The following is a 21,113-nucleotide window of genomic DNA, read 5'->3' as shown; positions in this document are numbered from 1 at the left end:
ATCTATGCGAATTGGTATAACGGGAATAAATTTATCTTTACGAATGGCTATAACTTGCGCCGGCTATCGTATAAAATACGGCAACTTTTGCAGTGCTTTACCGTTTTTCCCTACAATTTCCATTATAATAAACAAAGCAGGCAGGATTTGGCCTTTAAAGCGCCAGAAAAACCCAATAAACCTAACGATTTTGACAACAGAATTACCAGAGGATCCCTCCACATGACTCAGCAACGTATTACAGTCATTCGCGGTGACGGCATTGGCCCGGACATTATCGATGCAACCACAAAAATTCTAGATAAGGTTGGCTGTGACTTTGCCTACGACTATGCCGACGCAGGTTTAGTTGCACTGGAAGAACATGGCGAGCTTCTACCTCAAGAAACATTAGATTTAATCGCAAAAAATAAGGTTGCACTTAAAGGCCCACTAACGACGCCAGTGGGTGAAGGTTTCACTTCGATTAACGTAAGCCTACGCAAGCAGTTCAAACTTTATGCAAACTTGCGCCCAGTTATTTCTTTCAAAGGCACCAAAGCACGTTACGAAGATATCGATATCATCACTGTTCGTGAAAACACGCAAGGTATGTATTCAGGTCTTGGTCAGGTTGTGTCAGAAGACGGCAACGAAGCTGAAGCAATGAGTAAGATCACCCGTGACGGCGCTGAAAAGATCGTAACCTTCGCTTATGAACTAGCTCGTCGTGAAGGTCGCAAGAAGGTAACGGCAGTACATAAAGCTAACATCCTTAAGTCAACGTCAGGTCTTTTCCTTAAAGTCGCACGTGAAGTTGGTGAGCGCTACCCAGACATCGAATCGGCTGAAATGATTGTTGATAACTGCTGTATGCAGCTTGTTATGAACCCGCATCAGTTCGACGTTATTGTGACTACCAATCTATTCGGAGACATCTTATCAGACCTGTGCGCGGGTCTTGTGGGTGGTCTTGGTATGGCACCTGGCGCAAATATCGGTGAAGATTGTGCAATTTTTGAGGCGGTTCACGGCTCTGCACCAGATATCGCTGGTAAGAACCTAGCCAACCCAACATCAGTTATTCTAGCTGCAGCGCAAATGCTTGAGTATCTAAACATGGGTGACAAAGCTGAAAAAATCCGCACAGCATTGAAAGACGTTATTGAGTCTGGAGACCGCACTACGCGTGATTTAGGCGGTGAAGCCGGTACTATAGAGTTCACACAAGCACTTTTGGATCGCTTGTAAGCCACTCTGTTTTAACAAAGTAGTACTAAAAAACGGGCTTTATTGCCCGTTTTTTGATTCACCTTCATTTTTTCACCGCACAAACTGTACTAAAACTGGACTACCGCTTTCCTCATTCACACTTATCATTTCAATTGTACCTTTTCAGAGTGCTGAGCTTTGTAATTTACCTGCTTTAACAAGAGTAAAACGCCGCCGTAAGGTTAAACAACGTTCTGCCTTGCACTAGCCTGTAAAACGTAAGTGCACTCTGTGTACACAACTCACATACTAAACAGCGACAACACAATGCCATTTAAGGTGAAAGTGTTTGATGCATTACATACAAGGAAAGATGATGAAAAAGTTAATCTCAGGTTTGTTAGTACTTTCAGCTTTAGCCATTCAAGCTCCTACAGTTCACGCTCAGGCCATGAGTGAAGACGGTAACAACGCTAGCGAAACTGCGCCCCTTCAGCAGCGAATCGACTTAAACTCAGCAACAATAGAGCAACTGGTAACCTTACCAGGCGTAGGACAATCTAAAGCGAAAGCAATCGTAAAATATCGCGAAGAAGTAGGCCCATTTCTTGAAGTAGCTCAGCTTACCCAAGTTAAAGGGATTGGTGAAAAGATGCTCAGTAAAATAGAGAGTTATGTCTTAGTAAAATAGGTCATGTAGTTGTAATTATTAGACCTTCTTGCCAATAAAAAATGCGCCGCGATAGGCGCATTTTGACAAGCTAGTAACAATTGCGAGTGCAGGCTTATTTTGTTTATAAACCTAGTAACTCATAGCCATTATTTTAATACAGAGGTTAAGTACTCTTTAAACTCTGCGCCTAAAGATGGGTGACGTAGTGCATATTCAACGTTAGCTTTCATATAGCCTAACTTACTTCCACAGTCGTGGCTTTTACCTTTCATGTAATAAGCGTCTACTTGCTCAAGCTTCATTAATGCGTCAATAGCATCAGTAAGCTGTACCTCACCGCCTGCCCCTGGAGGTGTAAACTCTAATAGATCCCAAATCTTCTCGGACAGCACATATCTACCTACAACTGCTAGATCAGATGGCGCTTCATCAAGAGGTGGCTTTTCTACCATCTTATGGATCTTAGCTGATTGACCCTGCGTGATTGCAGCGCCGTCGAGATCGGCAATACCGAATTTAGAGATCTCTTCCTCTGGCACTTGCTCAACCATTACTTGGCTTACTCGGCTAGTATTAAACTTCGCAACCATATCGGCAAGGTTATCTTTTTTAGGGTTGCTAGCGGCATCATCAATAATTACGTCTGGTAGAACTACAGCAAACGGTGCATCCCCGATAAGCGGACGAGCGCAAAGTACAGCGTGCCCAAGACCATTAGCAACGCCCTGACGAATATGCATAATCGTAACGTCTTTCGGGCAAATTGACTGGACTTCTTCTAAAAGCTGACGTTTTACACGCTTTTCAAGCGTCGCTTCAAGTTCGAAAGACGTGTCAAAATGGTTTTCAATACTGTTCTTACTTGCATGTGTCACAAGAATAATTTCTTTAAGTCCTGCAGCAACACACTCACTGACTACGTATTGAATTAACGGCTTATCCACCACTGGAAGCATCTCTTTAGGAATTGCTTTTGTTGCTGGAAGCATTCGCGTTCCAAGTCCCGCCACAGGGATTACCGCTTTTTTTACCTGACTCATAGTTAATATTCCTTTTTTGAATTCCTAATTTTACGCTTAAGACGACACTTCATTGTCATTCAGCATCTCAAGCTAAAGCTTTTTTCATTAATTCTTTTCAATAACGCATTTCAATGCAATCGATGTTCCAATTGCCCTTTTAGAGCATTTATGTATTGTTAGTGGGCAAAACCACCCAAATCTTTATCTAATCGCACCATTAGTGGGATTAATGATACCTAATGCACCAACTTAGTGAAAGATTACTTAGGATGATTTTACAACGTAGCAGCGGAATTTACCAAAGTGTTGCTTTTTGCTAACGCCTGTATCAACCGCTACTTTCCTCTATGCCTATCTTCCTACCTCTCGTCCAGAGAACCTGTGCGATGCAATGTCCCGTCTCTAAGTCCAGCACGCATGAAGCAGCCCCGTTCTTTACCTTGCGCAAAAAAATACCGGTTTACAATATACCTAAGTGGTATTGCACAAACATGACGAAGCTTCCAATAAAGAGGAACGTAGGGACGCCGGGCTAGAATCAGTACGTTTCGAAACTGATAGTAAAGTCGAATAGGTGCCCCTTGCTTAAACGTTACACCGCACACCTTTACTCGATCATCCCCTTGCCGATGAGGCATACAGGCACTTAGCGATTGATAAATTGCCATGCCCTTTGCTCTAGCACGCCAACACCATTCATGATCAACACCGTCAATGAAAAGGGCGCTCTCTTTTCCTCCCACCTTTGTAAAAGCGCGGTGAGAAATGAGCATACCTGAAGCTATAATTTGCTTTACCTCTTTAAGCGAATGGGAAATCTGCTTCCCTTTTTGTAGTACGCCCTCTTCAACACGATCTGAGAACTGGCAATGAATAGAAGGACCTATCGCTGCGATTGGGCATGATTTTTCAAGTTCCAAAAACTGTGATAGCAATTCACGAGCGATAACCGGCGAAAAGAAACTATCTTGATCGAGCAAAAATGCATACTCAAGGCCACGGTCAAAAAGCGCCTTTAGACCAATATTTTGGGCCTTCGCTATACCAACATTTTCTGAACAATGAATGTACTTAACGTGAGAGGAGGCGAGGCTTTGAGTGCATACTGGGGAGTTATCCACCAGGATTAAATCCCACTCAGATGAAGAAAAAGCGTCAAGCAGTTTAGCTACGTGCTTAACGTCTGGATTGAACAATACAATGACAACGCCAGTAATCAATGTTTACCGAACCTTTCTAATAAGTGCCTATCTAGCTTGTAGGCAAGCTTGACCACTTTACCCGGCATTAGTCGTAATGAAAGTACGCCACAGGCATATAAAAAGTTGTAAGGAGAAAACTGCCTGAGCTTAGTTATCGCATACAGACGCGCCTTAAATTCGTTAAGTGACTTACTTAACCCCCGGCGTTTATAAAAATTATTTACTCGCCTAAATTTAAGCAGTCTATCTTTTAAATTTCTAAAAATGTACCCTCGAGACGCTAACGTTATCCAGAGAAAATAGTCTTGCGTGTTGAGCAAATCTCCATCATATCTATGGCCATCCGTAAAGACATTAAACCTGATCACCACAGTAGGATGATTTAGCGAACAGCGACGAGGTAATATACGCACTATTTGTCGGTGGGAAGCAGGCATTACACGTGCGCCTACCTTCTCACCTCTTTCATTAATCTCGGTAAGTGCAGAGCCCAATATAGATATATTGCTATGCTTTTTTAAATAGGTGATTTGACGCAGCAATCGATGCTCTTCAGATATATCGTCAGCATCCATTCTCACAAAAAAAGACGGGGAAAACTGCATAGCGAACTCAACAACAGAATTCATACAGCTCGCTAAACCGATATTATGGCTATTTTGCCCTATTATTACTCTATCATCGCTTCTCGCGGCTTCATCTAGCACTTCTATAATTGCTTGCGGGACGGGGCCATCCACCACAATCATGAATAAAAAATTCGTATAGGTCTGTGCTAAAATACTATTTACTGCTTCGCTGATCCACTTTGCATTATCAGCTTGATAAACCGCCATAGCCACAATCGATTCAACCTGCTGTTTTTTATTTTTGTTATGGAGAATAGAGAATTGATTTATCAAGTATTTTTACCAGCGAAATAAGTAACAAAGAAAATAAAAGCGCTAATGGATGCGCTCTTATTTGAGGTATGTTACAGAGATTTTATTCAGACGGCTACGGTTTTACTAATCTAGGCAGTTACGCGCTTAACAAAACGAAGTACGCTCCAGATATGTTGGATAACAAGACTGTAAACAACGAGTAAGCCAATAAAGCACCAAAACATTATCGCTTCCGGCACTTGATAAACTTCGCCAAGAATACCGATAAGGCAGTAGCAAGCCCCTAACATTAGAATGGCGACAAGTGATTTTCTGCTGCTTAACCCAGCTCGCATGAATATGTTATGAAGGTGTTGGCGGTCAGGTTTTAGCATCGATTGACCTTTTCGCGCTCGTCGATACATAATCGCCGCCATATCCATCAAAGGCAATCCCACTAACCATACAGCAGTAATAGGTCTAAACGCTGCCGTTTCTCCTTGGGTATGATCAACAAGCAACCAAACAATGGTTAGTCCAACAAACATACTCCCCGCATCGCCCATGAATATCTTATTTCCCCTGAAACCTTTCCAACTGAGATTAAAGGCGAGGAACGGAACGATTGCAGCTACTATAATAAGAGGTTCCATTATGGACGCGCCATGGCCTGTAAAGACTAGAAAACCGGAAACCGTTAGCAAAATGACTAAACTCATTCCACCGGCTAAACCGTCAATTCCGTCTATCATGTTAAACGCATTAATGACGCCTACGACGCAAATGATAGTGAAGAAATAACCGCTAAGTCCAAGCAGCACTTCACCTGTGCCGAAAATATTACCTAACGACGTAATATAGTTTTGGGCACTCCAAGCCATTATTGCTGCAACACCAAATTGACACATCAAACGACCTTTAGCACTTAAATCAAAGCGGTCGTCTAACATGCCAAGTAAAACAATAAAAGCGCTAGCCGTGAAAAATAGAGGGTTATTTTTCATCCAAACATCAGTAGCAACACTGGCGACTAACACAGCCATAAAGATCGCAACGCCTCCCGTTAAAGGAACGATACCAGCATGGCGTTTGCGCGCAGAAGGTTGATCGACTAGACCAAATTGATGTGCCAATGGCGTCATTACTACTAAAAGGATCAGCGCAACAAAAAATGCAGTGAACAATGGAACGAACTGCAAGTACGTTAGCATAAAAAACACAACCTCTCGTCACCGACCCCAAAAACGTATTCCGCTTCACTACAGATCAGTGCATTCAAAAACAACATTAAAAACTTAAACCGTGCATCCATTTTTTTACAACTTCCATTTCTACCAATGCGACGAGGGCGTTTTGTTATTAAGCGTGGATAGAAAACTCTGTAATGATATAAAACATTTGGTTGACTAACCACCTTAATTATAAAAATACCTCTAGAAACATCGTTTTTAATCTTTAAAATTACCACGCCAAAGGAATTTGCAATAAAAACACATTCGATGATCCAAATTTGAAAACATAATCCTGGTTGTAACATTGCAACTTCAAGAAGAAATAACTATCTCGGTTTCTCGTCAACTTATATTTAAGCGCGATTCAAATGCTTTAAACTACGTAGCAATTGAGACGGCAAACATGCTTTTTTCAAAACTTATGTTATTCTAGCGCGAAATTGCTATATGGATATGAAAGCTAATGTTCAAACAATTCACACGTTTTATGTTGCCGTTCGCAATTGTTGCGTTCGGAGCCGGGTGCACAAACTCCCCCACGGTTACCAAAGCTGACATTCCTTTGGTGCATTCTTCGCTCGCCTACTCGCTCGCACCAGACAAAGAGCTTGCAATAAATATTCCAAAAGCCAATATATATTTCGATTCAAAAGAATCATTTTCAATACGTTTTGACGGCGGTGAGTACACTGCTGTTAAACACTATATCTCGGCGACAGGGAATAAGTGTATTCGCTTTTCTTTACAAGAAGGTGAAATTAGCACTCCTTCAGCACAAAAAAAAGTGACAACTTGCCAGCGCGGTGGTCAATGGCGAGTGATTTCTCCTCTGGTTGCTTCTACTAATGCGCAAGGTGAATAAGTAAATGAAGTTTATGGACATCGGAACAATTATAAAAAGCGTATTATTCGTCACGTATATGGCTTTGATTTGCAATTTATCTATAGGTAACTCGTTTGCCCAAAGCGTAGAGCAGTTGCAACAACTTAGAGAAAGGGCTCAACAGTCTCAAAGTAGTACAACGGCACAATCAGTTTCTCCTCTTAGTATATCAACGCAGCGTACCTTACCTGGTGCAACGAGTTCGGCGAGCGCGATGGGCCAGTTTTCAACACAACCAAGAAATGGCGTCAATCTTCCAGGTGAGCCTACAATTGATACCGTTTTTCCAGCGCAAGCGCCTATGGAAAACCCGCCCTTTGCTGCTAATTTATTTATCGGCGGCTTTGAATCAGAACGCAGTTCTGGTTTAAACGACAATTACTTAATTGCACCTGGAGATAAGATTTCTATTTGGCTTTGGGGCGCAGTAAACTTTTCTGATGTGGTTACGGTTGATAATCAAGGAAACATATTTATTCCGAATATTGGTCCAGTTCGCATAGCAAACACGCCGGCAGGTAGTGTAAATCAAACGGTGACCGCCAAAATCAGACAAGTCTACACAAACGACGTTAATGTATACGTGAACCTGCTGACATCGACACCAGTTTCGTTGTATGTTTCAGGTCCAGTTCTAAGACCAGGTCAGTATGCTGGCCTTGCGTCGGACAGCGTCCTGTATTACTTAAAACGTGCTGGAGGTATAGACTTTCAGCGGGGTAGTTTCAGACAAATAGATATTGTAAGAGACGGAAAAGTCGTCGCTTCAGCAGATTTATATGCATTTTTCAGAAATGGTAAGCTCCCTGAAATTTCATTCAAAGATGGAGATACCATTTTAGTGCATCCAATTGGCAACACTATCGTTGTTGAAACTGGCGCGCGCAATAGCTTTACCTTCGAGTTCTTAAACGAAGAACTAAACGGTGGTGTGGTTAACTACTTTGCACGTCCCGGCGAATTCGCTTCTCATGCCTCTGTTTCAGGTATACGCAGCAATAAGCAATTTGCACGATATTTAAGTGTTGAAGAATTCGCGTCTCTTGAACTTAGAGCTGGCGATACGGTTGAGTATATCGCCGACCACGAACCACAAATCTATCGTATCAATGTAGCAGGTGCCTTTGCAGGCGCTTCACAAATCATGGTTGATAAAGGCGCGCGACTTATCGATGTACTTGACCATATTGAAGCTGACACAACGCTTTCCGACACTCAGAACATTTACCTCCTAAGAGAAAGTGTCGCAATAAAACAGAAAGAGATTATTGAGGAAGGGTTACGACGTCTTGAACGCAGCATGTTCACCGCGCCCATAAGTTCGACAGGTGAAGGGGCTATTCGTGCTCAAGAAGCGCAGCTTGTTGCTGACTTTATCGCTCGTGCTCGCCAAGTTGAGCCTCAAGGACGAGTGGTAGTTTCAGAAAATGGTGAAATTGCAAATATTCTACTAGAGCCTAACGATACAATTGTAATTCCAGAGGTTACAGACTTGGTCCACGTGGGTGGAGAGGTGTTGCTTCCACAATCGGTGGTATTTAATCCCGACGCAACCACAGAGGACTATGTTGCATGGGCTGGCGGTTTTACCGAGCGTGCTGAAGATGAACGCATACTCATTGTTCGTAAAAACGGTAATGTTACCTTTACCAGTATTAACGATTCGTTTCTATCTAGCAATGACAGCAAGCTAGAGCCTGGTGATCAAATTATTGTTCTGCCAACAATAGACACCAAACTACTTCAGGCTGTTAAAGATATAACGCAAATCGTTTACCAGATTGCAATTGCAGCTAACGTAGCCACAAACTAGCATGGTAACGTTCAAAGACCAGCTTTACGCATGGAGAGGCGTGATTTTCGCGCTTTTCCTGCGTGAGCTTCAAAGTAAATTTAACGATAAGTTTGGACTAGGATGGGCATTTCTAGAGCCTTTCGCGTTTATATTTGCGCTATCGTATTTACGTGGGCTAATAAGTGGCGATGACATTCACTCTATTCCCCTCTTTTTGTTTATGATGATCGGAATGGTGGGCCTTCAGTCCCTCACTACGTGTTTACAGTCTGTATCAACCTCTGTCCGTCGGAATAAACCTCTTTACGCATTTAGGCAAGTGCAACCTATATCTGCAATTCTTACGGCCGGCTTTTTAGAATTTTCAGTTAAAGTCGTAGTAGTCGCTTTACTAAGCCTTGCGCTTTATTTGATGGGCGAAACATTTACTGTAAATGACCCTCTATTATTGATATGTCTTTTTCTCCTATTGTGGGTGTTTTCCATATCTATAGGGATGATTTTTGCGATTGCTGCCGCTTTCGTACCGGAAGTAGATAAAATAAAATCGATGTTAACCCGCCCATTGATGTTTATTTCATGCGTATTCTTTAGCTTGCAAGATTTGCCCGAAGAATATTGGCCTTATTTGACGTGGAATCCCTTAGTGCACTTTAACGAACTTGCTAGATATGCTTGTTTTGAGTCTTATGGTACTAAAGGGGTATCGCTTAATTTTGTAGTTGAAATCACTATCGCATTCCTATTCCTCAGCCTCTCGATGTACCACATTACTTGGAAAAAGGTACTATCTCGATGATAAAAATTGAGAATTTAACCAAGAGCTACCCCAGTAAAATGGGACCTCAATACATATTCAAAAACTTGAATTTTGATTTTCCTACCGAAAATAATGTTGCTATTTTAGGTAAGAATGGCGCGGGTAAATCAACACTTTTCAGAATGCTGGCTAAAAGTGAATATCCAGATAGAGGACGCGTTTTAACAAACAAGGCGATGTCTTGGCCCGTTGCGCTACAGACCGGCGTTCATCCTCAAATGACGGGGCGTGAAAACACCCGTTTCGTAGGAAGAATTAATAACGTTAAATCGCTTCCCGAATACGAAGAAAAAGTTCAGGAATTCGCAGAGTTGGGTAAACGCTTCGATCTTCCTGTCCGCACTTATTCTTCAGGCATGCGAGCTAAATTGGTCTTTGCCTGCTGCATGAATATCAATTTTGATATCTATCTTATTGATGAAGCCACATCGGTTGGTGATCCGCTATTTAGAAAAAAGGCACGTTTATCACTTAAAGAAAAAAGTGAGGAAGCGGGCGTAATCATGGTAAGCCATGAGCTTGATCAAATTCGGGAATTTTGTACATCTGCCGTTATCATTGACGACGGCAAACTCACTTATTATCACGATCTCGAAGAAGGCATCGACGTTTATACGCAGGATGCAGACAATAAGAAATCACTTAAATAGGTTCAAAACACAGTGGAAAAATCTCTTACACAGCTCAATGCCCTTCTCAGCAAGCACAAAACACTTATCCTTGTCCTGCCTTGGGTTCTGTATGCCTTTTATCTCGTTGTATGGGCAGCACCTCAATATGAAAGTAAAAGTCAGCTAATCGTAAAATCTAGCGATGGTGGCAGTAGTTTCGATCCGTCATCCCTTCTCATGGCAGCAGGTGTTTCAGGCGGCTCAGGTGGAGCTGAAAGCCAATTAGTCGAGGCCTATATTCAATCTGCAGATATGATTAAATATCTCGATGATGCTATAGGTCTTCGCGAGCACTATATGTCTGATAAAGCGGATATATTTAGCGGCCTTTCGTCTTCCCACAAGCAGGAAGATTTTTATCAATTCTATCTTGACCACATTGAAGTCAGTGTTGACTCAGCATCTGCTGTAATTAGCCTACGCACACGGGCGTTCGATGCTGAATACGCCAAAATAATTAACCAAGCTATCGTGGATAAAGCAGAAGAGTTTATCAACAACATTAATAATGACTTAGCTAAGTCAAAACTCGCTTTCGCTAAAGGTGAACACGAAATTGTTGAACAAAAACTACAGCAAGCCAAGACAGAAATTTTAAGTTTTCAATCCAAGTACAACGTACTCGACCCCTCAGCTGAGGGTGCAGCCTTCCAGCAAATTGCTTTTTCTCTTCAGGCAACCCTTGCACAGAAAAAAGCCGAGCTGAGTACAATGTCGACCATGATGTCTGATGCCGCACCAGAAATCATCAATATAAAGCGAGACATTGCTGCACTTCAAAAGGAAGTCGAAAAGCAGAAAGAGCGTATTAGTACGGCTGAAGGTGAAAGTGAGGCTTTATCTGTTAGCGAGCTCATGGCACGATACAGCAATCTTCAGGTTCAGCTACAGCTCGCGATTCAAGCGTACTCTTCATCGCTTATTACACTGGAGAACGCGCGCGTCGAGGCATACCAAAAGCTCCAACATTTGGTAACTGTAGAATCGCCTACCCTTCCAGATGATAACGCTTATCCAACGGTTATTTACAACCTCGTATTATTCGGTATATCTCTATTGCTTATTTACGGCATCATACGCATTGTCGTTGCCACAATCCGTGAGCTTTAGTGCTCCCACCTTTCTAGCAAACCAATAGTTCAATCGACTAAGTCGTTCAAGACTTAGTCGATTGACACTGCTTTAATGAAGTTTGTCGCCCAAATCTTGTGTCTTTAAGCAAGCTCTAGTATAAGAAGCTATCCGCCTTACGGACTACAATCAAAGAGCCTATTCTATAAGTGCTCTACAATAACAACCATAAGCAATATGGAATTAAAATATAATTATGAAACCATCTAACGATACTAGCTTTTTCGGCCATCCAGGGGGCCTAAGAACGCTATTCTTTACAGAAATGTGGGAGCGCATGAGTTATTACGGTATGCGCGCGCTACTTGTTCTTTTCATGACAGCAAGCCTACAAACCCAAGGCTTGGGTTTTACTGTTGCAACCGCAGGCGCTATCTACGGTCTATACACAGGTGCAGTATATTTTCTAGGTCTACCGGGTGGTTGGTTAGCTGACCGCTTAATTGGTGGTAAAAGCGCCGTGTGGTATGGCGGTATTATTATCTTCGCAGGTCACGTCGTACTCGCTATAGACTTACAAAACCTATTTTTTGTTGGCCTTATCCTTGTTGCTTCAGGTACAGGCTTACTTAAACCCAACATCTCGGCGATGGTTGGTCAGCAGTACGGTGACGACGATGGACGTCGCGACAGTGGATACGCCCTATACTACATGGGTATTAATATAGGTTCACTCATCGCTTATCTTGTCACCGGTTACTTACAAGAGAACTGGGGCTGGCACTATGCGTTTGGTGCTGCTGCTATTGGTATGGCTATTGGCTTAATTCAATATTATTTTAGCAATCGTTCGCTATCGGCTGACTCTGTTGCACCAGCAAACCCTTATCAAGGTGCAGCTAAGCAGCGCGCGTGGATGGGCGTATGGGCAGTTGTCGCAGTTGCGGTTGTTGTTATTGTGCTTGCTCACATGGGCACCATTGTTATCGAGCCAGTTGCGCTTGCTCAACAGGTCGCCGTTGTATTTACCGTGATTTTCTTCGCTTACTTTGGCTTGATATATTTCAAAGGTCAGTTGAGCGAAAATGAGAAGAAGCGCATGTGGGCGCTATTTTTAGTGTGCGTTGCATCAGCCTGTTTCTGGTCTGGTTTCGAGCAAGCTGGTTCATCTTTGAACCTATTCGCACAGAACTATACAGACCGCGTGCTTGAAAGCGGCTCGCTAATCACCTCTCTATTCGGAATGGACGCAATTCCAACGGTGTGGTTCCAACTATCGAACTCGCTATTTATTATCATCTTGTCGCCTTTCTTCGCGGCACTTTGGATTAATCTTGCTAAACGAATGATAGACCCGTCGTACACCATCAAATGTGCTATCGGTATCGTTATTATGGCATCGGGTTTCTTGGTGATGTTTATGGCGTCGCAATATGCTGCACAAGGTCTTAAAGTTGCGCCAATGTGGCTCGTTACTACTTACTTCCTTCATACGGTTGGTGAGCTTTGTTTAAGCCCAGTCGCACTAAGCGCTGTAAGTAAACTGTCGCCCAAGCGTTTTGCAGGTCAAATGATGGGGGTATTCGTACTGACTTACTCTATTGGTAACATTATTGCTGGTCTGTTGTCAGGTAACTTCGACCCTGAAAACGTAGAGCAAATGCCAGATCTGTATCTTCAAATTGCCCTATTTAGCATTGCTATCGCTATCGTGATTGGCTTAATGAGCTTTAAATCTCGTTTCTGGGAAAAAGCAGGTATTGAAGAAAAGGCGTAATTTGTTGCTCGCATGTTTTAAGTGCTGAACAATTACCCTACAATAACCGCCGCAACGTAACGTTCCGGCGGTTTTTTTATTTAAGGTTTTCGTATTAAAGGCTGTGAGTAAACCTATGAAGTTTTATTTTTCTACAAGAAACATTCCTGCCTTACAGGGTCTTCCACTTGCAGAGCGCGTAAAGTTGCTCGATCAGGCGGCAAAACGACTCTCCGTTCCAGAAAAAACGCTGCTCAATGTTCTTAAATTACTCGTTATTGTTCCTGTGTTTGTGCTAATTCTACAAACCGCATCAAATTGGACATCGTTACTTTGGGCTTTTGTGGTATTTTTAGTTTACCCATTGGTTATAAAACCTATTCAATATTCCATATGCGCAAAGTACATCGCGCAACCGTCTAGCAAGGAGAATGCATGAAAACCATCTTAGTTACTGGTGGTGCGGGCTATATAGGTAGCCACACGGTTTTACAGTTACTTGAACAAAACTACGGCGTAGTCGTGCTGGATAACTTAGCTAATTCAAGTGCTGAGTCGCTTCGTCGCGTAGAAACGTTAACAGGCAAGTCAGTTACTTTTGTTCAAGGTGATATTCGCGACACCGCTGTGCTTGATGATATTTTCAGCGAACATAACATCTTTGCCGTCATTCATTTTGCAGGGTTAAAAGCCGTAGGCGAATCTGTGCAAAAGCCTCTTTCCTACTATGAAAACAACGTGTACGGCACGCTGACCCTTTGTAAAGCTATGCAAAAGCACAATGTAAAGAACATTGTTTTTAGCTCGTCTGCTACGGTTTACGGCGACCCAGCATCACTGCCGCTACGTGAAGACATGGCGACAGGGCAGCCAACTAACCCTTACGGTATGTCTAAGCTGATGGTAGAGCATATGCTGAGCGATCTTTATGTATCGGATAGCGACTGGAACATTGTATTGCTTCGCTATTTTAACCCGGTGGGCGCACATGAGTCTGGCCAAATCGGCGAAGATCCTAATGGTATTCCAAACAACTTGATGCCTTATATCTCTCAGGTAGCTACCGGTAAGCTAGAACAACTGAGCGTATTTGGTGATGACTACGATACCGTTGATGGTACAGGTGTACGCGATTATATCCACGTTGTCGATCTAGCCAATGGTCACTTGAAGGCACTAGATCGTCTGAACCTTAACATGGGCTTAGATAAATACAATCTAGGAACAGGTCAGGGCTATTCCGTTATCGAAATGATTAAGGCATTTGAAAAATGCTCGGGTAAAACCGTACCTTATAAGATTGCACCGCGTAGAAATGGCGATGTTGCAGCCTGCTATGCTGACCCGACTAAAGCTGCTACAGAACTCAACTGGCATGCTGAAAAAGGTTTAGAAGACATGTGTGCAGACACGTGGAACTGGCAGTCTCAAAATCCGATGGGCTATCCAAAGGATTAATTAATACCAGTCCGCATATATAATTACCCACTCAGAAGGTGCTACTAGGCATACTTCACATGCTATAAATAAAAATGCCATGCAAATACGCATGGCATTTTTGTATCGGGTGTTGTAGATAATAAACTGACGGAGCCTCAAATAATGGGGGCTGTTACGCACCCCGCTCTATCCATCAGAGGAATGTCTATTTACCGTCTTTCCCTTCTCGGTCCTTTCCCAGACGCTTAGGTTTCTCACGTTCTTCGCCCGACTTGTCTTTTAGTTCATTGGATTCGTCAGTAATGTCGTCCATAGCTTCTTCATTCAACTGTTCTGCTGGTTCTTCATAGCCGTCAAAATCACTGCCTTCCAACATAGCCTCAAAGTCAGCAAAGTCATCTAGCTGCTCATCATCTATCGCTTTATCACCGCTTTTTCCATCGGTAACGCGAAACTCCAAGTTTTCAAAATAAGCATTCTTTACAAAAGCGTAATCATCTACAGACTGCTCTAGCTGCGCTTCTTGGTCTAGTAGCTGCGCTCTCGCTTCAAGAAGAGAAAAACCAATACGAGCTAAGTTAACAGAACCTTCAAGCAGAGACATTGGAAACGCAAAACCGTCCACATAATCACCGGTAAAACTGCGGGGATCACTAGGGCCTAAAAATGGAAGCATTAAGAAAGGCCCTGTATCTAAGCCCCATACTGCTAACGTTTCACCAAACTGCTCACGTTTGCGCTCTATACCAATTTTCGATGCGACATCGAAAGTACCAACTAAGCCCACTGTAGTGTTAATCAGGAAGCGGGCCAGGCTGTCTAAGCCATCATCTACTTTACCTTGAAAAATATTATTCAAAAAGTTAGCTGGCTCTTGTAGGTTATCTGTAATATTCACTAACCCTGTACGTGCAGGCTGAGGCATAACCGTTACATAAGTAACGGTTATAGGGCGTAAAATATACGCATCTAATACATCCCAGTTAAAATCCCAAATTTCACGGTTGACGGGTTCAAACGGGTCACGTGGGTCGGACGTATCTACTACCGCAGCATTCGTAGTCGTCCCTTGAGCTTGCTCTTGGGTATGGTTACTCGCACACCCCCCTAGAAAACTTGCAGCAATAATCAGCCCGATAGCGAGTGACTTGGACAAATCCATACTTATAATTCCTTCTCAATAATAATGCTCAGTGAAGAGAGTTCGTTAATGGTTACACTCGCATTCACACTACCCTGCCATTCTCCTTGCGAAACGGCCACATCACCGTCTTCAGATAGCCTCGCGGTCACTATCACATCAGACAGTGTTGCTAGCGTAAATTGTGGCATCATGGCGTTATCCGTTGTCAATGCTAAAGAAATAGGAAAGCTATTTATAGGCAACTTTACAACTGCTGCAGGCATTTTGTTGCCCGAATTAGCATCTTGAGCGAATACAATTAAGAAGCCTTCTCTAGGGGCATTTTCGCGAGCTTCTTCAGACAAGTTAACGGTAACATTAAAGCCTGTCTCTTCCCCGCTGGTTTTATCTTTGCCACTGCCAGCCGACGGTTGCGCAGTATTGTGTAACCCAACCACGTCGTTGGTGTTACCTTCCAGTTCTTGAATTCGAGCGACTAAGCGCTGTGCCATATCGCTATCTTTAGGTAACTTGCCTTCTACCTGTTTGTAAAAACGCCGGGTATTGTCAAGGTCACCAAGTTGAGCAGACACCACTGCCATCATAAGGGCAAGGTTATCATTCTGTGGGTTTTCGCTAAGCAGGCTCAATAAAATCGACTGCGCTCGCTCCAAATTGTTGACATCTCCGGTAGTCATTAACGCTTGAGCGAGAGTAATACGATTAGCAGAATTAGAAGGCGCTAACTTCACCGCTCTATCGATAGCTTCAATCGCCTGTACTTCTTGGCCCATACTCAGCATTAACCTGCCAAAATACATCCAGCCAGTGTCGTCTGAGGGCTCTTCCCGCAGTCGCTGACGTATCGCAAGTGCAAGGCTTGCAATATCTTGCTGCGTTAAGCTGTTAGCGTTGCCGTTTGCCAACTGCTGGCTCAGCTCTGGTAATGTTTCAATAGCCTTGTTCGCTCTAACCACGCCTTCCATTTGATTGACCTGCGAATAAACAATCACGCCACAGGCGATGGCTAGTACGCCACCTAACGCCAGAGGTAAGATTGCGTTGCCTGTCTTGTGCGATTGAAACGCGCTTTCATCAACCAAAGCCAATTTCAGTTCATCAACTGCTTGGCGCTTATCATGCTCGCTGATAAGCCCTTCGGTTACTTCCCTATCTAGCTCTGCTAAACGCTGCTTAACAATTTGCGTATTGGTTAAACTGTCTTGCTTTGCGTGGTTTTTGTTACGTAACCAAGGAAAAGCAATAATTAAAAGAACAAGCGTGATTAAGCCTGAAACAATAATATAAAACTCAGACCAACTCATTCTTTCTCTCGCTCCAACATTTCATCTGCTTTGGCTAGCTTCGCGGCCATATCTTCTGGTGGCGCTACCGATTTGCGCCTTACGACGACTAGTAAGGCAATAAAAATAAATAATACCGGGCCTGCCCAAAGCCACAGTGTAGCTGCCGTGACTGGCGGTTGGTAATGAACAAAATTACCATAGCGAGATTTCATAAAATCAATGATTTCTTGTTCCGTTTTGCCCTGCTTTAATAGCGCGTAGACTTTTCGACGCATATCATGAGCTATCATGGCATCACTATCGGCAATATTTTGATTTTGACACATGGGGCAGCGCAGCTCAGCAGTAAGCGTTAAGAAGCTCTCGCGCTGTGCTGGTGTGTCGAATAAAAACTTATCTTCAGCCGCGTTAGCTGGAAAGCTGCTTAATATAACCATGAGGACCAAAATGTTAAGCACAACGGTTTTAAAGCGCGCTTTGTTAACAGCACTTTTCTTATTACCCTCAATAGCAGTAATGGAGTTGTGCAGCACATTCCTGCAATGCATCACATCTGTCGCAAGCATTATTACTCGCCCTCCTGCGCATTTATGTTACTGCTCATCACCGCTTCAACATCTACCTTTCGTTCTTTAACGTCATTTCCAGATGCTTCTGCCACAAGTTTTTTATAAAGCGGTCCTACCTTCGAATTCCAAACACGTTCGTTAATATCACCTATGTGATGCATGCGAATGATGCCCTCAGCGTCTATAACAAAATGCTCGGGTGCCCCGGTCACTCCAAGATCAAGCGACGTATCACGGTACACATCGAAAATATTATAGGCGTAAGGGTTACCATAGCGACTGAGCATGTCTGTTACTTCTTGTTGCACCCTGCTTAGTGTTTTTGTACCAAAGTCAGGGTCTAAGTCCTGATCGAAATACAAACCCACTATGTGAACGTTTTGCTCGTTTTTAAGCTGAGTAAGGTAAGGCATTTCAACAGCACATGTGACACACCATACCCCCCAGACGTTTAATATGGTTACCTTTCCTTTTAAATCATCAGGAGTATAAGTTACATCGGGCTGCATTAAATCTGGAAGTGAAAATGCTGGCAGAGTTTTGTCCTGAACCTGGGAGTCTAATTCACGCGGGTCTGAAAAAAGCCCTTTAAACAGAAATATAACTAATAAAGAAAACAGCACTAACGGAATGGCAACAAGTGGCGCTTTTTTCATTATGCGTTTCCTTTTACTGATGTATTTGATGTAGCCGATACTTGACCGTGAGATTGCACTGCGTCGTTTTTATCTTTACTACCAAATACCCGTTTTATTTTTTTCACTTTCGCCATACGGTAGCGCTTGTCGCTTATAGAAAAGATGCCGCCTATGGCCATAACTACTGCGCCAGCCCAAAGCCAAACAACAAAGGGCTTAATATAAATACGGATAGCCCAAGCGCCATTATCTAGAGGTTCACCCATCGCAATAAACAAGTCTCTAGCAAGGTTGGAGTGAATAGCCGCTTCTGTCATTGGCATGCGCTGCACGATATACAAACGCTTTTCAGGCTCTAGGTGCGCTATCAATGCTCCGTTTTTATAAATATCGAAAACGCCTTTGTCCGCTTCAAAGTTCGGACCTTGAACCTTGCGCACATCTCTAAAGCTAAAGTCATAGCCTCCAAGGGTCACGGTATCGCCGATATTCATGCGAATATCTCGTTCCATTTCATAATTCGACACAAGCGTAATACCGATAATGCAAATAGCAAAACCAACATGACCTAGCACCATGCCCCAATGACTTGGAGTAAGCTTACGAAGCTTCGCCATAACCGATGCTTTTTCTGTGCTACCTGGGGGCATCGCCGATAAACGCTGCATCACTTCTTGTACTGTCGTGACCAATATCCAAAACACCAACACCATGCCAAGCATACCCATATAGCTGGGTTCGTCGTAGGCAAAGTTAACAAGTACACCGGCGCTAAGCGCAATACCACCTGCAACCAGAAGTTGTTTTTGCAATTCGCTGGCCTTTTGCTGTTTCCAGCGCGTTAACGGACCCAGTCCCAACATCAATACAAACGGCACTATCAATAACGTAAACATTTGATTGAAAAAAGGTGCACCTACCGAAATACTCCCCAAGCCAAGTTCTTTGTGAACGAGCGGCAATAGCGTACCCAACAAGACAACTAACGTCGCGGCGCACAAGAAGACATTATTGCCCATCAGCAATACTTCTCGCGAGAACGCTTGGTAGCGGCCAGGGCTTTTTAGCGATGACGCGCGCATGGCGTAAAGCAACAGCCCAAAGCCACTAAGCGCAATGAGTATGCCCAAAATGAAAAGACCACGGGTCGGATCGCTTGCGAATGAATGTACCGACACAATTACGCCAGAGCGCACTAGAAAAGTACCCAACAAACTCAAACTAAATGCAGCAATAGCCAGAAGTACCGTCCACGACTTAAACGCTTTTCGCTTTTCAGTTACCGCCAATGAGTGCATTAGGGCCGTGCCAACCAGCCATGGCATAAAGGACGCGTTTTCTACTGGATCCCAAAACCACCAGCCGCCCCAGCCAAGCTCGTAGTACGCCCACCAGCTGCCAAGTGCAATCCCTACGGTTAAAAACGCCCAGGCTGAGATAACCCAAGGCCTTGACCAGCGTGCCCATGTCGAATCTAGTTGCCCTGAAATTAATGCTGATATCGCAAAAGCAAACGCTACTGCAAACCCCACATAGCCCATATAGAGCATAGGCGGATGAATGATCATTCCAAAGTCTTGTAACAACGGATTGAGATCTCGCCCGTCGACTGGGAAAAACGGTAGCATGCTGTCAAAAGGGTTTGAGGTGAGAAGCATGAAAAGGTAGAAACCAATGCCCACCATGCCAAGCACAGACAACACTCTCGCGACCATAGCAAGAGGAATACCCTTGCTGAATATCGCCACTGCTACTGTCCAAATTGAAAGCATCAGTACCCATAGCAGAAAAGAGCCCTCGTGGCCGCCCCATACTGCTGTAATTTTATAATAGATGGGAAGCCGACTATTTGAGTGCTGCGCCACATAAGCCACACTGAAGTCGTCAGTAACGAAGGCATAGGTCAAGCATACATAGGCGATGAGCGTAAACAAAAATAGCCCAATTGCCAATGGCTTTGCTGTTGCCATCAGCGTCTCATGCTGACGATGCGCCCCCCATAGAGGGTACACGGCTAATAAAATAGATAAAACTAACGCAAGGGTTAGCGCAATATTTCCAATTTCAGGGACCATGATTATTTGCCCCCAGCGCTACTTGGCGTCTCGTAGCTTGGCATATTTTCAGGTTTTACGTGTTTAATTCCTTTCATTTTTTCAGCAAGCTCTGGTGGCATATACTCTTCATCATGTTTCGCCAGCACTTCCTGCGCTTTAATCGCGCCTGCGTCTGTAAGTATGCCTGTAGCAACTATGCCCTGACCTTCTCGAAATAAATCAGGAAGAATGCCGTTATAGGTTACCGTTACTTTTGGACCTGTATCGACTAGATCAAAACTCACTGCTAAGCTTTCTTGATCCCGTCTTACACTACCAGGCACCACCATCCCACCTATCCGAAGGCGCTGGCCAACCTGGGGCTTCTGTCCATTTTTGCCTTCAATGATTTCACTAGGCGTATAAAAAAGGTCAATACTGTCGTTTAGGGCGTAAAGCATTAGTCCAATTGCGCTTACTATTAAAAAACCGATAATTCCCACTACGGCTAGTCGCTGCTTTCGTCTCGGGTTCATGCAACTCTCACTTCGAAAAAACTAATAAACAATAAAAACGCAAGTTAAGGCTATGTACACTTATCTTGTTAATACTAAGTACTGGCTTGCTGTTGTTTTCGCGCTCTTTTTATGCGCGCTTTACGCTCTTGCTCCACCACAACCTGCTTTAGGAGGTTTTGGTGTTTAATAAAACTCTGAATAGCAATAATGCCCATGGCCACAAAAGTAACGCCAAACGACAGCCATACGTAAAACGCATAGCCCCCCATATTGATAAAAGCGGCAAACGAGTCAAACTGCATA

At 43.5% G+C, this 21,113-nt stretch carries 21 protein-coding genes; 10 read left to right on the top strand and 11 right to left on the bottom strand.

What is annotated here, in order from left to right; translation table 11 throughout:
• Positions 1-222: 222 nt before the first annotated feature.
• Both GVO62_RS08215 and GVO62_RS08210 read left to right on the top strand, forming a co-directional pair.
• The gene (locus GVO62_RS08215; RefSeq protein WP_105932297.1) at positions 223-1,230 is read left to right on the top strand and encodes an isocitrate dehydrogenase; all 1,008 of its coding nucleotides are present in this window, start codon (positions 223-225) and stop codon (positions 1,228-1,230) included.
• 337 nt (positions 1,231-1,567) lie between these two features.
• Positions 1,568-1,882 (top strand): ComEA family DNA-binding protein, encoded by a 315-nt coding sequence (locus tag GVO62_RS08210; RefSeq protein WP_159118536.1) that lies wholly within the window; start codon positions 1,568-1,570, stop codon positions 1,880-1,882.
• Positions 1,883-2,010: 128 nt separating this feature from the next.
• Here GVO62_RS08210 and galU read toward each other — a convergent pair whose 3' ends face one another.
• The 4 genes from galU to wecA all read right to left on the bottom strand — a co-directional run bounded on the left by galU (position 2,011) and on the right by wecA (position 6,162).
• A complete protein-coding gene (galU, locus tag GVO62_RS08205) occupies positions 2,011-2,904 on the bottom strand; it encodes a UTP--glucose-1-phosphate uridylyltransferase GalU (protein WP_105932299.1) in 894 nt (297 codons plus the stop codon).
• Positions 2,905-3,245: 341 nt separating this feature from the next.
• The gene (locus tag GVO62_RS08200; RefSeq protein WP_159118535.1) at positions 3,246-4,106 is read right to left on the bottom strand and encodes a glycosyltransferase family 2 protein; all 861 of its coding nucleotides are present in this window, start codon (positions 4,104-4,106) and stop codon (positions 3,246-3,248) included.
• Complete coding sequence (locus GVO62_RS08195) at positions 4,103-4,990, bottom strand: glycosyltransferase (protein ID WP_159118534.1); 888 nt, start codon at positions 4,988-4,990, stop codon at positions 4,103-4,105. The genes GVO62_RS08200 and GVO62_RS08195 overlap by 4 nt, the downstream gene beginning before the upstream one ends.
• Positions 4,991-5,100: 110 nt before the next feature.
• On the bottom strand, positions 5,101-6,162 hold the full coding sequence (wecA, locus tag GVO62_RS08190; RefSeq protein WP_105932302.1) for a UDP-N-acetylglucosamine--undecaprenyl-phosphate N-acetylglucosaminephosphotransferase: 1,062 nt from the start codon (positions 6,160-6,162) through the stop codon (positions 5,101-5,103).
• Between the two features lie 484 nt (positions 6,163-6,646).
• Here wecA and GVO62_RS08185 point away from each other — a divergent pair, with 484 nt between their 5' ends.
• The 8 genes from GVO62_RS08185 (at position 6,647) to galE (ending at position 14,637) form a co-directional block, all read left to right on the top strand.
• Positions 6,647-7,045 (top strand): hypothetical protein, encoded by a 399-nt coding sequence (locus GVO62_RS08185; RefSeq protein WP_159118533.1) that lies wholly within the window; start codon positions 6,647-6,649, stop codon positions 7,043-7,045.
• A 58-nt stretch (positions 7,046-7,103) separates the two neighbouring features.
• Entirely contained in the window at positions 7,104-8,879 is a 1,776-nt protein-coding gene (locus tag GVO62_RS08180; protein ID WP_373996011.1) for a polysaccharide biosynthesis/export family protein, read from the top strand.
• Between the two features lies 1 nt (position 8,880).
• Complete coding sequence (locus tag GVO62_RS08175) at positions 8,881-9,660, top strand: ABC transporter permease (RefSeq protein WP_105932305.1); 780 nt, start codon at positions 8,881-8,883, stop codon at positions 9,658-9,660.
• Positions 9,657-10,331: an ABC transporter ATP-binding protein gene (locus GVO62_RS08170; protein ID WP_105932306.1), complete on the top strand. Its 675-nt coding sequence runs from the start codon at positions 9,657-9,659 to the stop codon at positions 10,329-10,331. Before GVO62_RS08175 ends, GVO62_RS08170 begins: the two co-directional genes overlap by 4 nt.
• A 12-nt stretch (positions 10,332-10,343) precedes the next feature.
• Entirely contained in the window at positions 10,344-11,462 is a 1,119-nt protein-coding gene (locus tag GVO62_RS08165; RefSeq protein WP_159118531.1) for a capsule biosynthesis protein, read from the top strand.
• A gap of 217 nt (positions 11,463-11,679) precedes the next feature.
• Positions 11,680-13,200, top strand: coding sequence for a peptide MFS transporter (locus tag GVO62_RS08160; RefSeq protein WP_120960556.1), 1,521 nt, complete (start codon positions 11,680-11,682; stop codon positions 13,198-13,200).
• Positions 13,201-13,315: 115 nt separating this feature from the next.
• Positions 13,316-13,618, top strand: a complete 303-nt coding sequence (locus GVO62_RS08155; RefSeq protein ID WP_159118530.1) for a DUF6170 family protein — start codon at positions 13,316-13,318, stop codon at positions 13,616-13,618.
• Positions 13,615-14,637, top strand: a complete 1,023-nt coding sequence (gene galE / locus GVO62_RS08150; RefSeq protein WP_159118529.1) for a UDP-glucose 4-epimerase GalE — start codon at positions 13,615-13,617, stop codon at positions 14,635-14,637. Before GVO62_RS08155 ends, galE begins: the two co-directional genes overlap by 4 nt.
• 187 nt (positions 14,638-14,824) lie before the next feature.
• On the opposite strand, the gene GVO62_RS08145 is transcribed toward galE, so the two are convergent.
• From GVO62_RS08145 to ccmD, 7 genes are all read right to left on the bottom strand, one after another.
• Positions 14,825-15,781, bottom strand: a complete 957-nt coding sequence (locus GVO62_RS08145; protein WP_159118528.1) for an MlaA family lipoprotein — start codon at positions 15,779-15,781, stop codon at positions 14,825-14,827.
• A 2-nt stretch (positions 15,782-15,783) separates the two neighbouring features.
• Positions 15,784-17,067 (bottom strand): c-type cytochrome biogenesis protein CcmI, encoded by a 1,284-nt coding sequence (gene ccmI / locus GVO62_RS08140; RefSeq protein ID WP_159118527.1) that lies wholly within the window; start codon positions 17,065-17,067, stop codon positions 15,784-15,786.
• Positions 17,064-17,486: a cytochrome c-type biogenesis protein gene (locus tag GVO62_RS08135; RefSeq protein ID WP_236547106.1), complete on the bottom strand. Its 423-nt coding sequence runs from the start codon at positions 17,484-17,486 to the stop codon at positions 17,064-17,066. Before GVO62_RS08135 ends, ccmI begins: the two co-directional genes overlap by 4 nt.
• 131 nt (positions 17,487-17,617) lie before the next feature.
• A complete protein-coding gene (locus tag GVO62_RS08130; RefSeq protein WP_159118526.1) occupies positions 17,618-18,274 on the bottom strand; it encodes a redoxin family protein in 657 nt (218 codons plus the stop codon).
• Positions 18,274-20,331: a heme lyase CcmF/NrfE family subunit gene (locus tag GVO62_RS08125; RefSeq protein WP_159118525.1), complete on the bottom strand. Its 2,058-nt coding sequence runs from the start codon at positions 20,329-20,331 to the stop codon at positions 18,274-18,276. Before GVO62_RS08125 ends, GVO62_RS08130 begins: the two co-directional genes overlap by 1 nt.
• Positions 20,332-20,333: 2 nt before the next feature.
• A complete protein-coding gene (ccmE, locus tag GVO62_RS08120; RefSeq protein ID WP_159118524.1) occupies positions 20,334-20,828 on the bottom strand; it encodes a cytochrome c maturation protein CcmE in 495 nt (164 codons plus the stop codon).
• 74 nt (positions 20,829-20,902) lie between these two features.
• Positions 20,903-21,112, bottom strand: coding sequence for a heme exporter protein CcmD (gene ccmD / locus GVO62_RS08115; protein WP_159118523.1), 210 nt, complete (start codon positions 21,110-21,112; stop codon positions 20,903-20,905).
• Position 21,113: the final 1 nt, after the last annotated feature.

Source organism: Alteromonas sp. KUL150 (assembly GCF_009811475.1).
GTDB lineage: Bacteria > Pseudomonadota > Gammaproteobacteria > Enterobacterales > Alteromonadaceae > Alteromonas > Alteromonas gracilis.
Note: the sequence above shows the minus strand (reverse complement) of the source record. Positions and strands in the feature narration are given on the sequence as shown.

What these genes read in the sequence shown, in the direction of transcription:
- ccmI (WP_159118527.1), bottom strand. Translation starts at nt 17,067, where the DNA reads ATGAGTTGGTCTGAGTTTTATATTATTGTTTCAGGCTTAATCACGCTT.
- GVO62_RS08180 (WP_373996011.1), top strand. Translation starts at nt 7,104, where the DNA reads ATGGCTTTGATTTGCAATTTATCTATAGGTAACTCGTTTGCCCAAAGC.
- GVO62_RS08185 (WP_159118533.1), top strand. Translation starts at nt 6,647, where the DNA reads ATGTTCAAACAATTCACACGTTTTATGTTGCCGTTCGCAATTGTTGCG.
- GVO62_RS08170 (WP_105932306.1), top strand. Translation starts at nt 9,657, where the DNA reads ATGATAAAAATTGAGAATTTAACCAAGAGCTACCCCAGTAAAATGGGA.
- ccmE (WP_159118524.1), bottom strand. Translation starts at nt 20,828, where the DNA reads ATGAACCCGAGACGAAAGCAGCGACTAGCCGTAGTGGGAATTATCGGT.
- GVO62_RS08130 (WP_159118526.1), bottom strand. Translation starts at nt 18,274, where the DNA reads ATGAAAAAAGCGCCACTTGTTGCCATTCCGTTAGTGCTGTTTTCTTTA.
- GVO62_RS08145 (WP_159118528.1), bottom strand. Translation starts at nt 15,781, where the DNA reads ATGGATTTGTCCAAGTCACTCGCTATCGGGCTGATTATTGCTGCAAGT.
- GVO62_RS08155 (WP_159118530.1), top strand. Translation starts at nt 13,316, where the DNA reads ATGAAGTTTTATTTTTCTACAAGAAACATTCCTGCCTTACAGGGTCTT.
- GVO62_RS08215 (WP_105932297.1), top strand. Translation starts at nt 223, where the DNA reads ATGACTCAGCAACGTATTACAGTCATTCGCGGTGACGGCATTGGCCCG.
- galE (WP_159118529.1), top strand. Translation starts at nt 13,615, where the DNA reads ATGAAAACCATCTTAGTTACTGGTGGTGCGGGCTATATAGGTAGCCAC.
- ccmD (WP_159118523.1), bottom strand. Translation starts at nt 21,112, where the DNA reads ATGCAGTTTGACTCGTTTGCCGCTTTTATCAATATGGGGGGCTATGCG.
- GVO62_RS08175 (WP_105932305.1), top strand. Translation starts at nt 8,881, where the DNA reads ATGGTAACGTTCAAAGACCAGCTTTACGCATGGAGAGGCGTGATTTTC.
- GVO62_RS08125 (WP_159118525.1), bottom strand. Translation starts at nt 20,331, where the DNA reads ATGGTCCCTGAAATTGGAAATATTGCGCTAACCCTTGCGTTAGTTTTA.
- GVO62_RS08135 (WP_236547106.1), bottom strand. Translation starts at nt 17,486, where the DNA reads ATGGTTATATTAAGCAGCTTTCCAGCTAACGCGGCTGAAGATAAGTTT.
- GVO62_RS08160 (WP_120960556.1), top strand. Translation starts at nt 11,680, where the DNA reads ATGAAACCATCTAACGATACTAGCTTTTTCGGCCATCCAGGGGGCCTA.
- GVO62_RS08210 (WP_159118536.1), top strand. Translation starts at nt 1,568, where the DNA reads ATGAAAAAGTTAATCTCAGGTTTGTTAGTACTTTCAGCTTTAGCCATT.
- galU (WP_105932299.1), bottom strand. Translation starts at nt 2,904, where the DNA reads ATGAGTCAGGTAAAAAAAGCGGTAATCCCTGTGGCGGGACTTGGAACG.
- wecA (WP_105932302.1), bottom strand. Translation starts at nt 6,162, where the DNA reads ATGCTAACGTACTTGCAGTTCGTTCCATTGTTCACTGCATTTTTTGTT.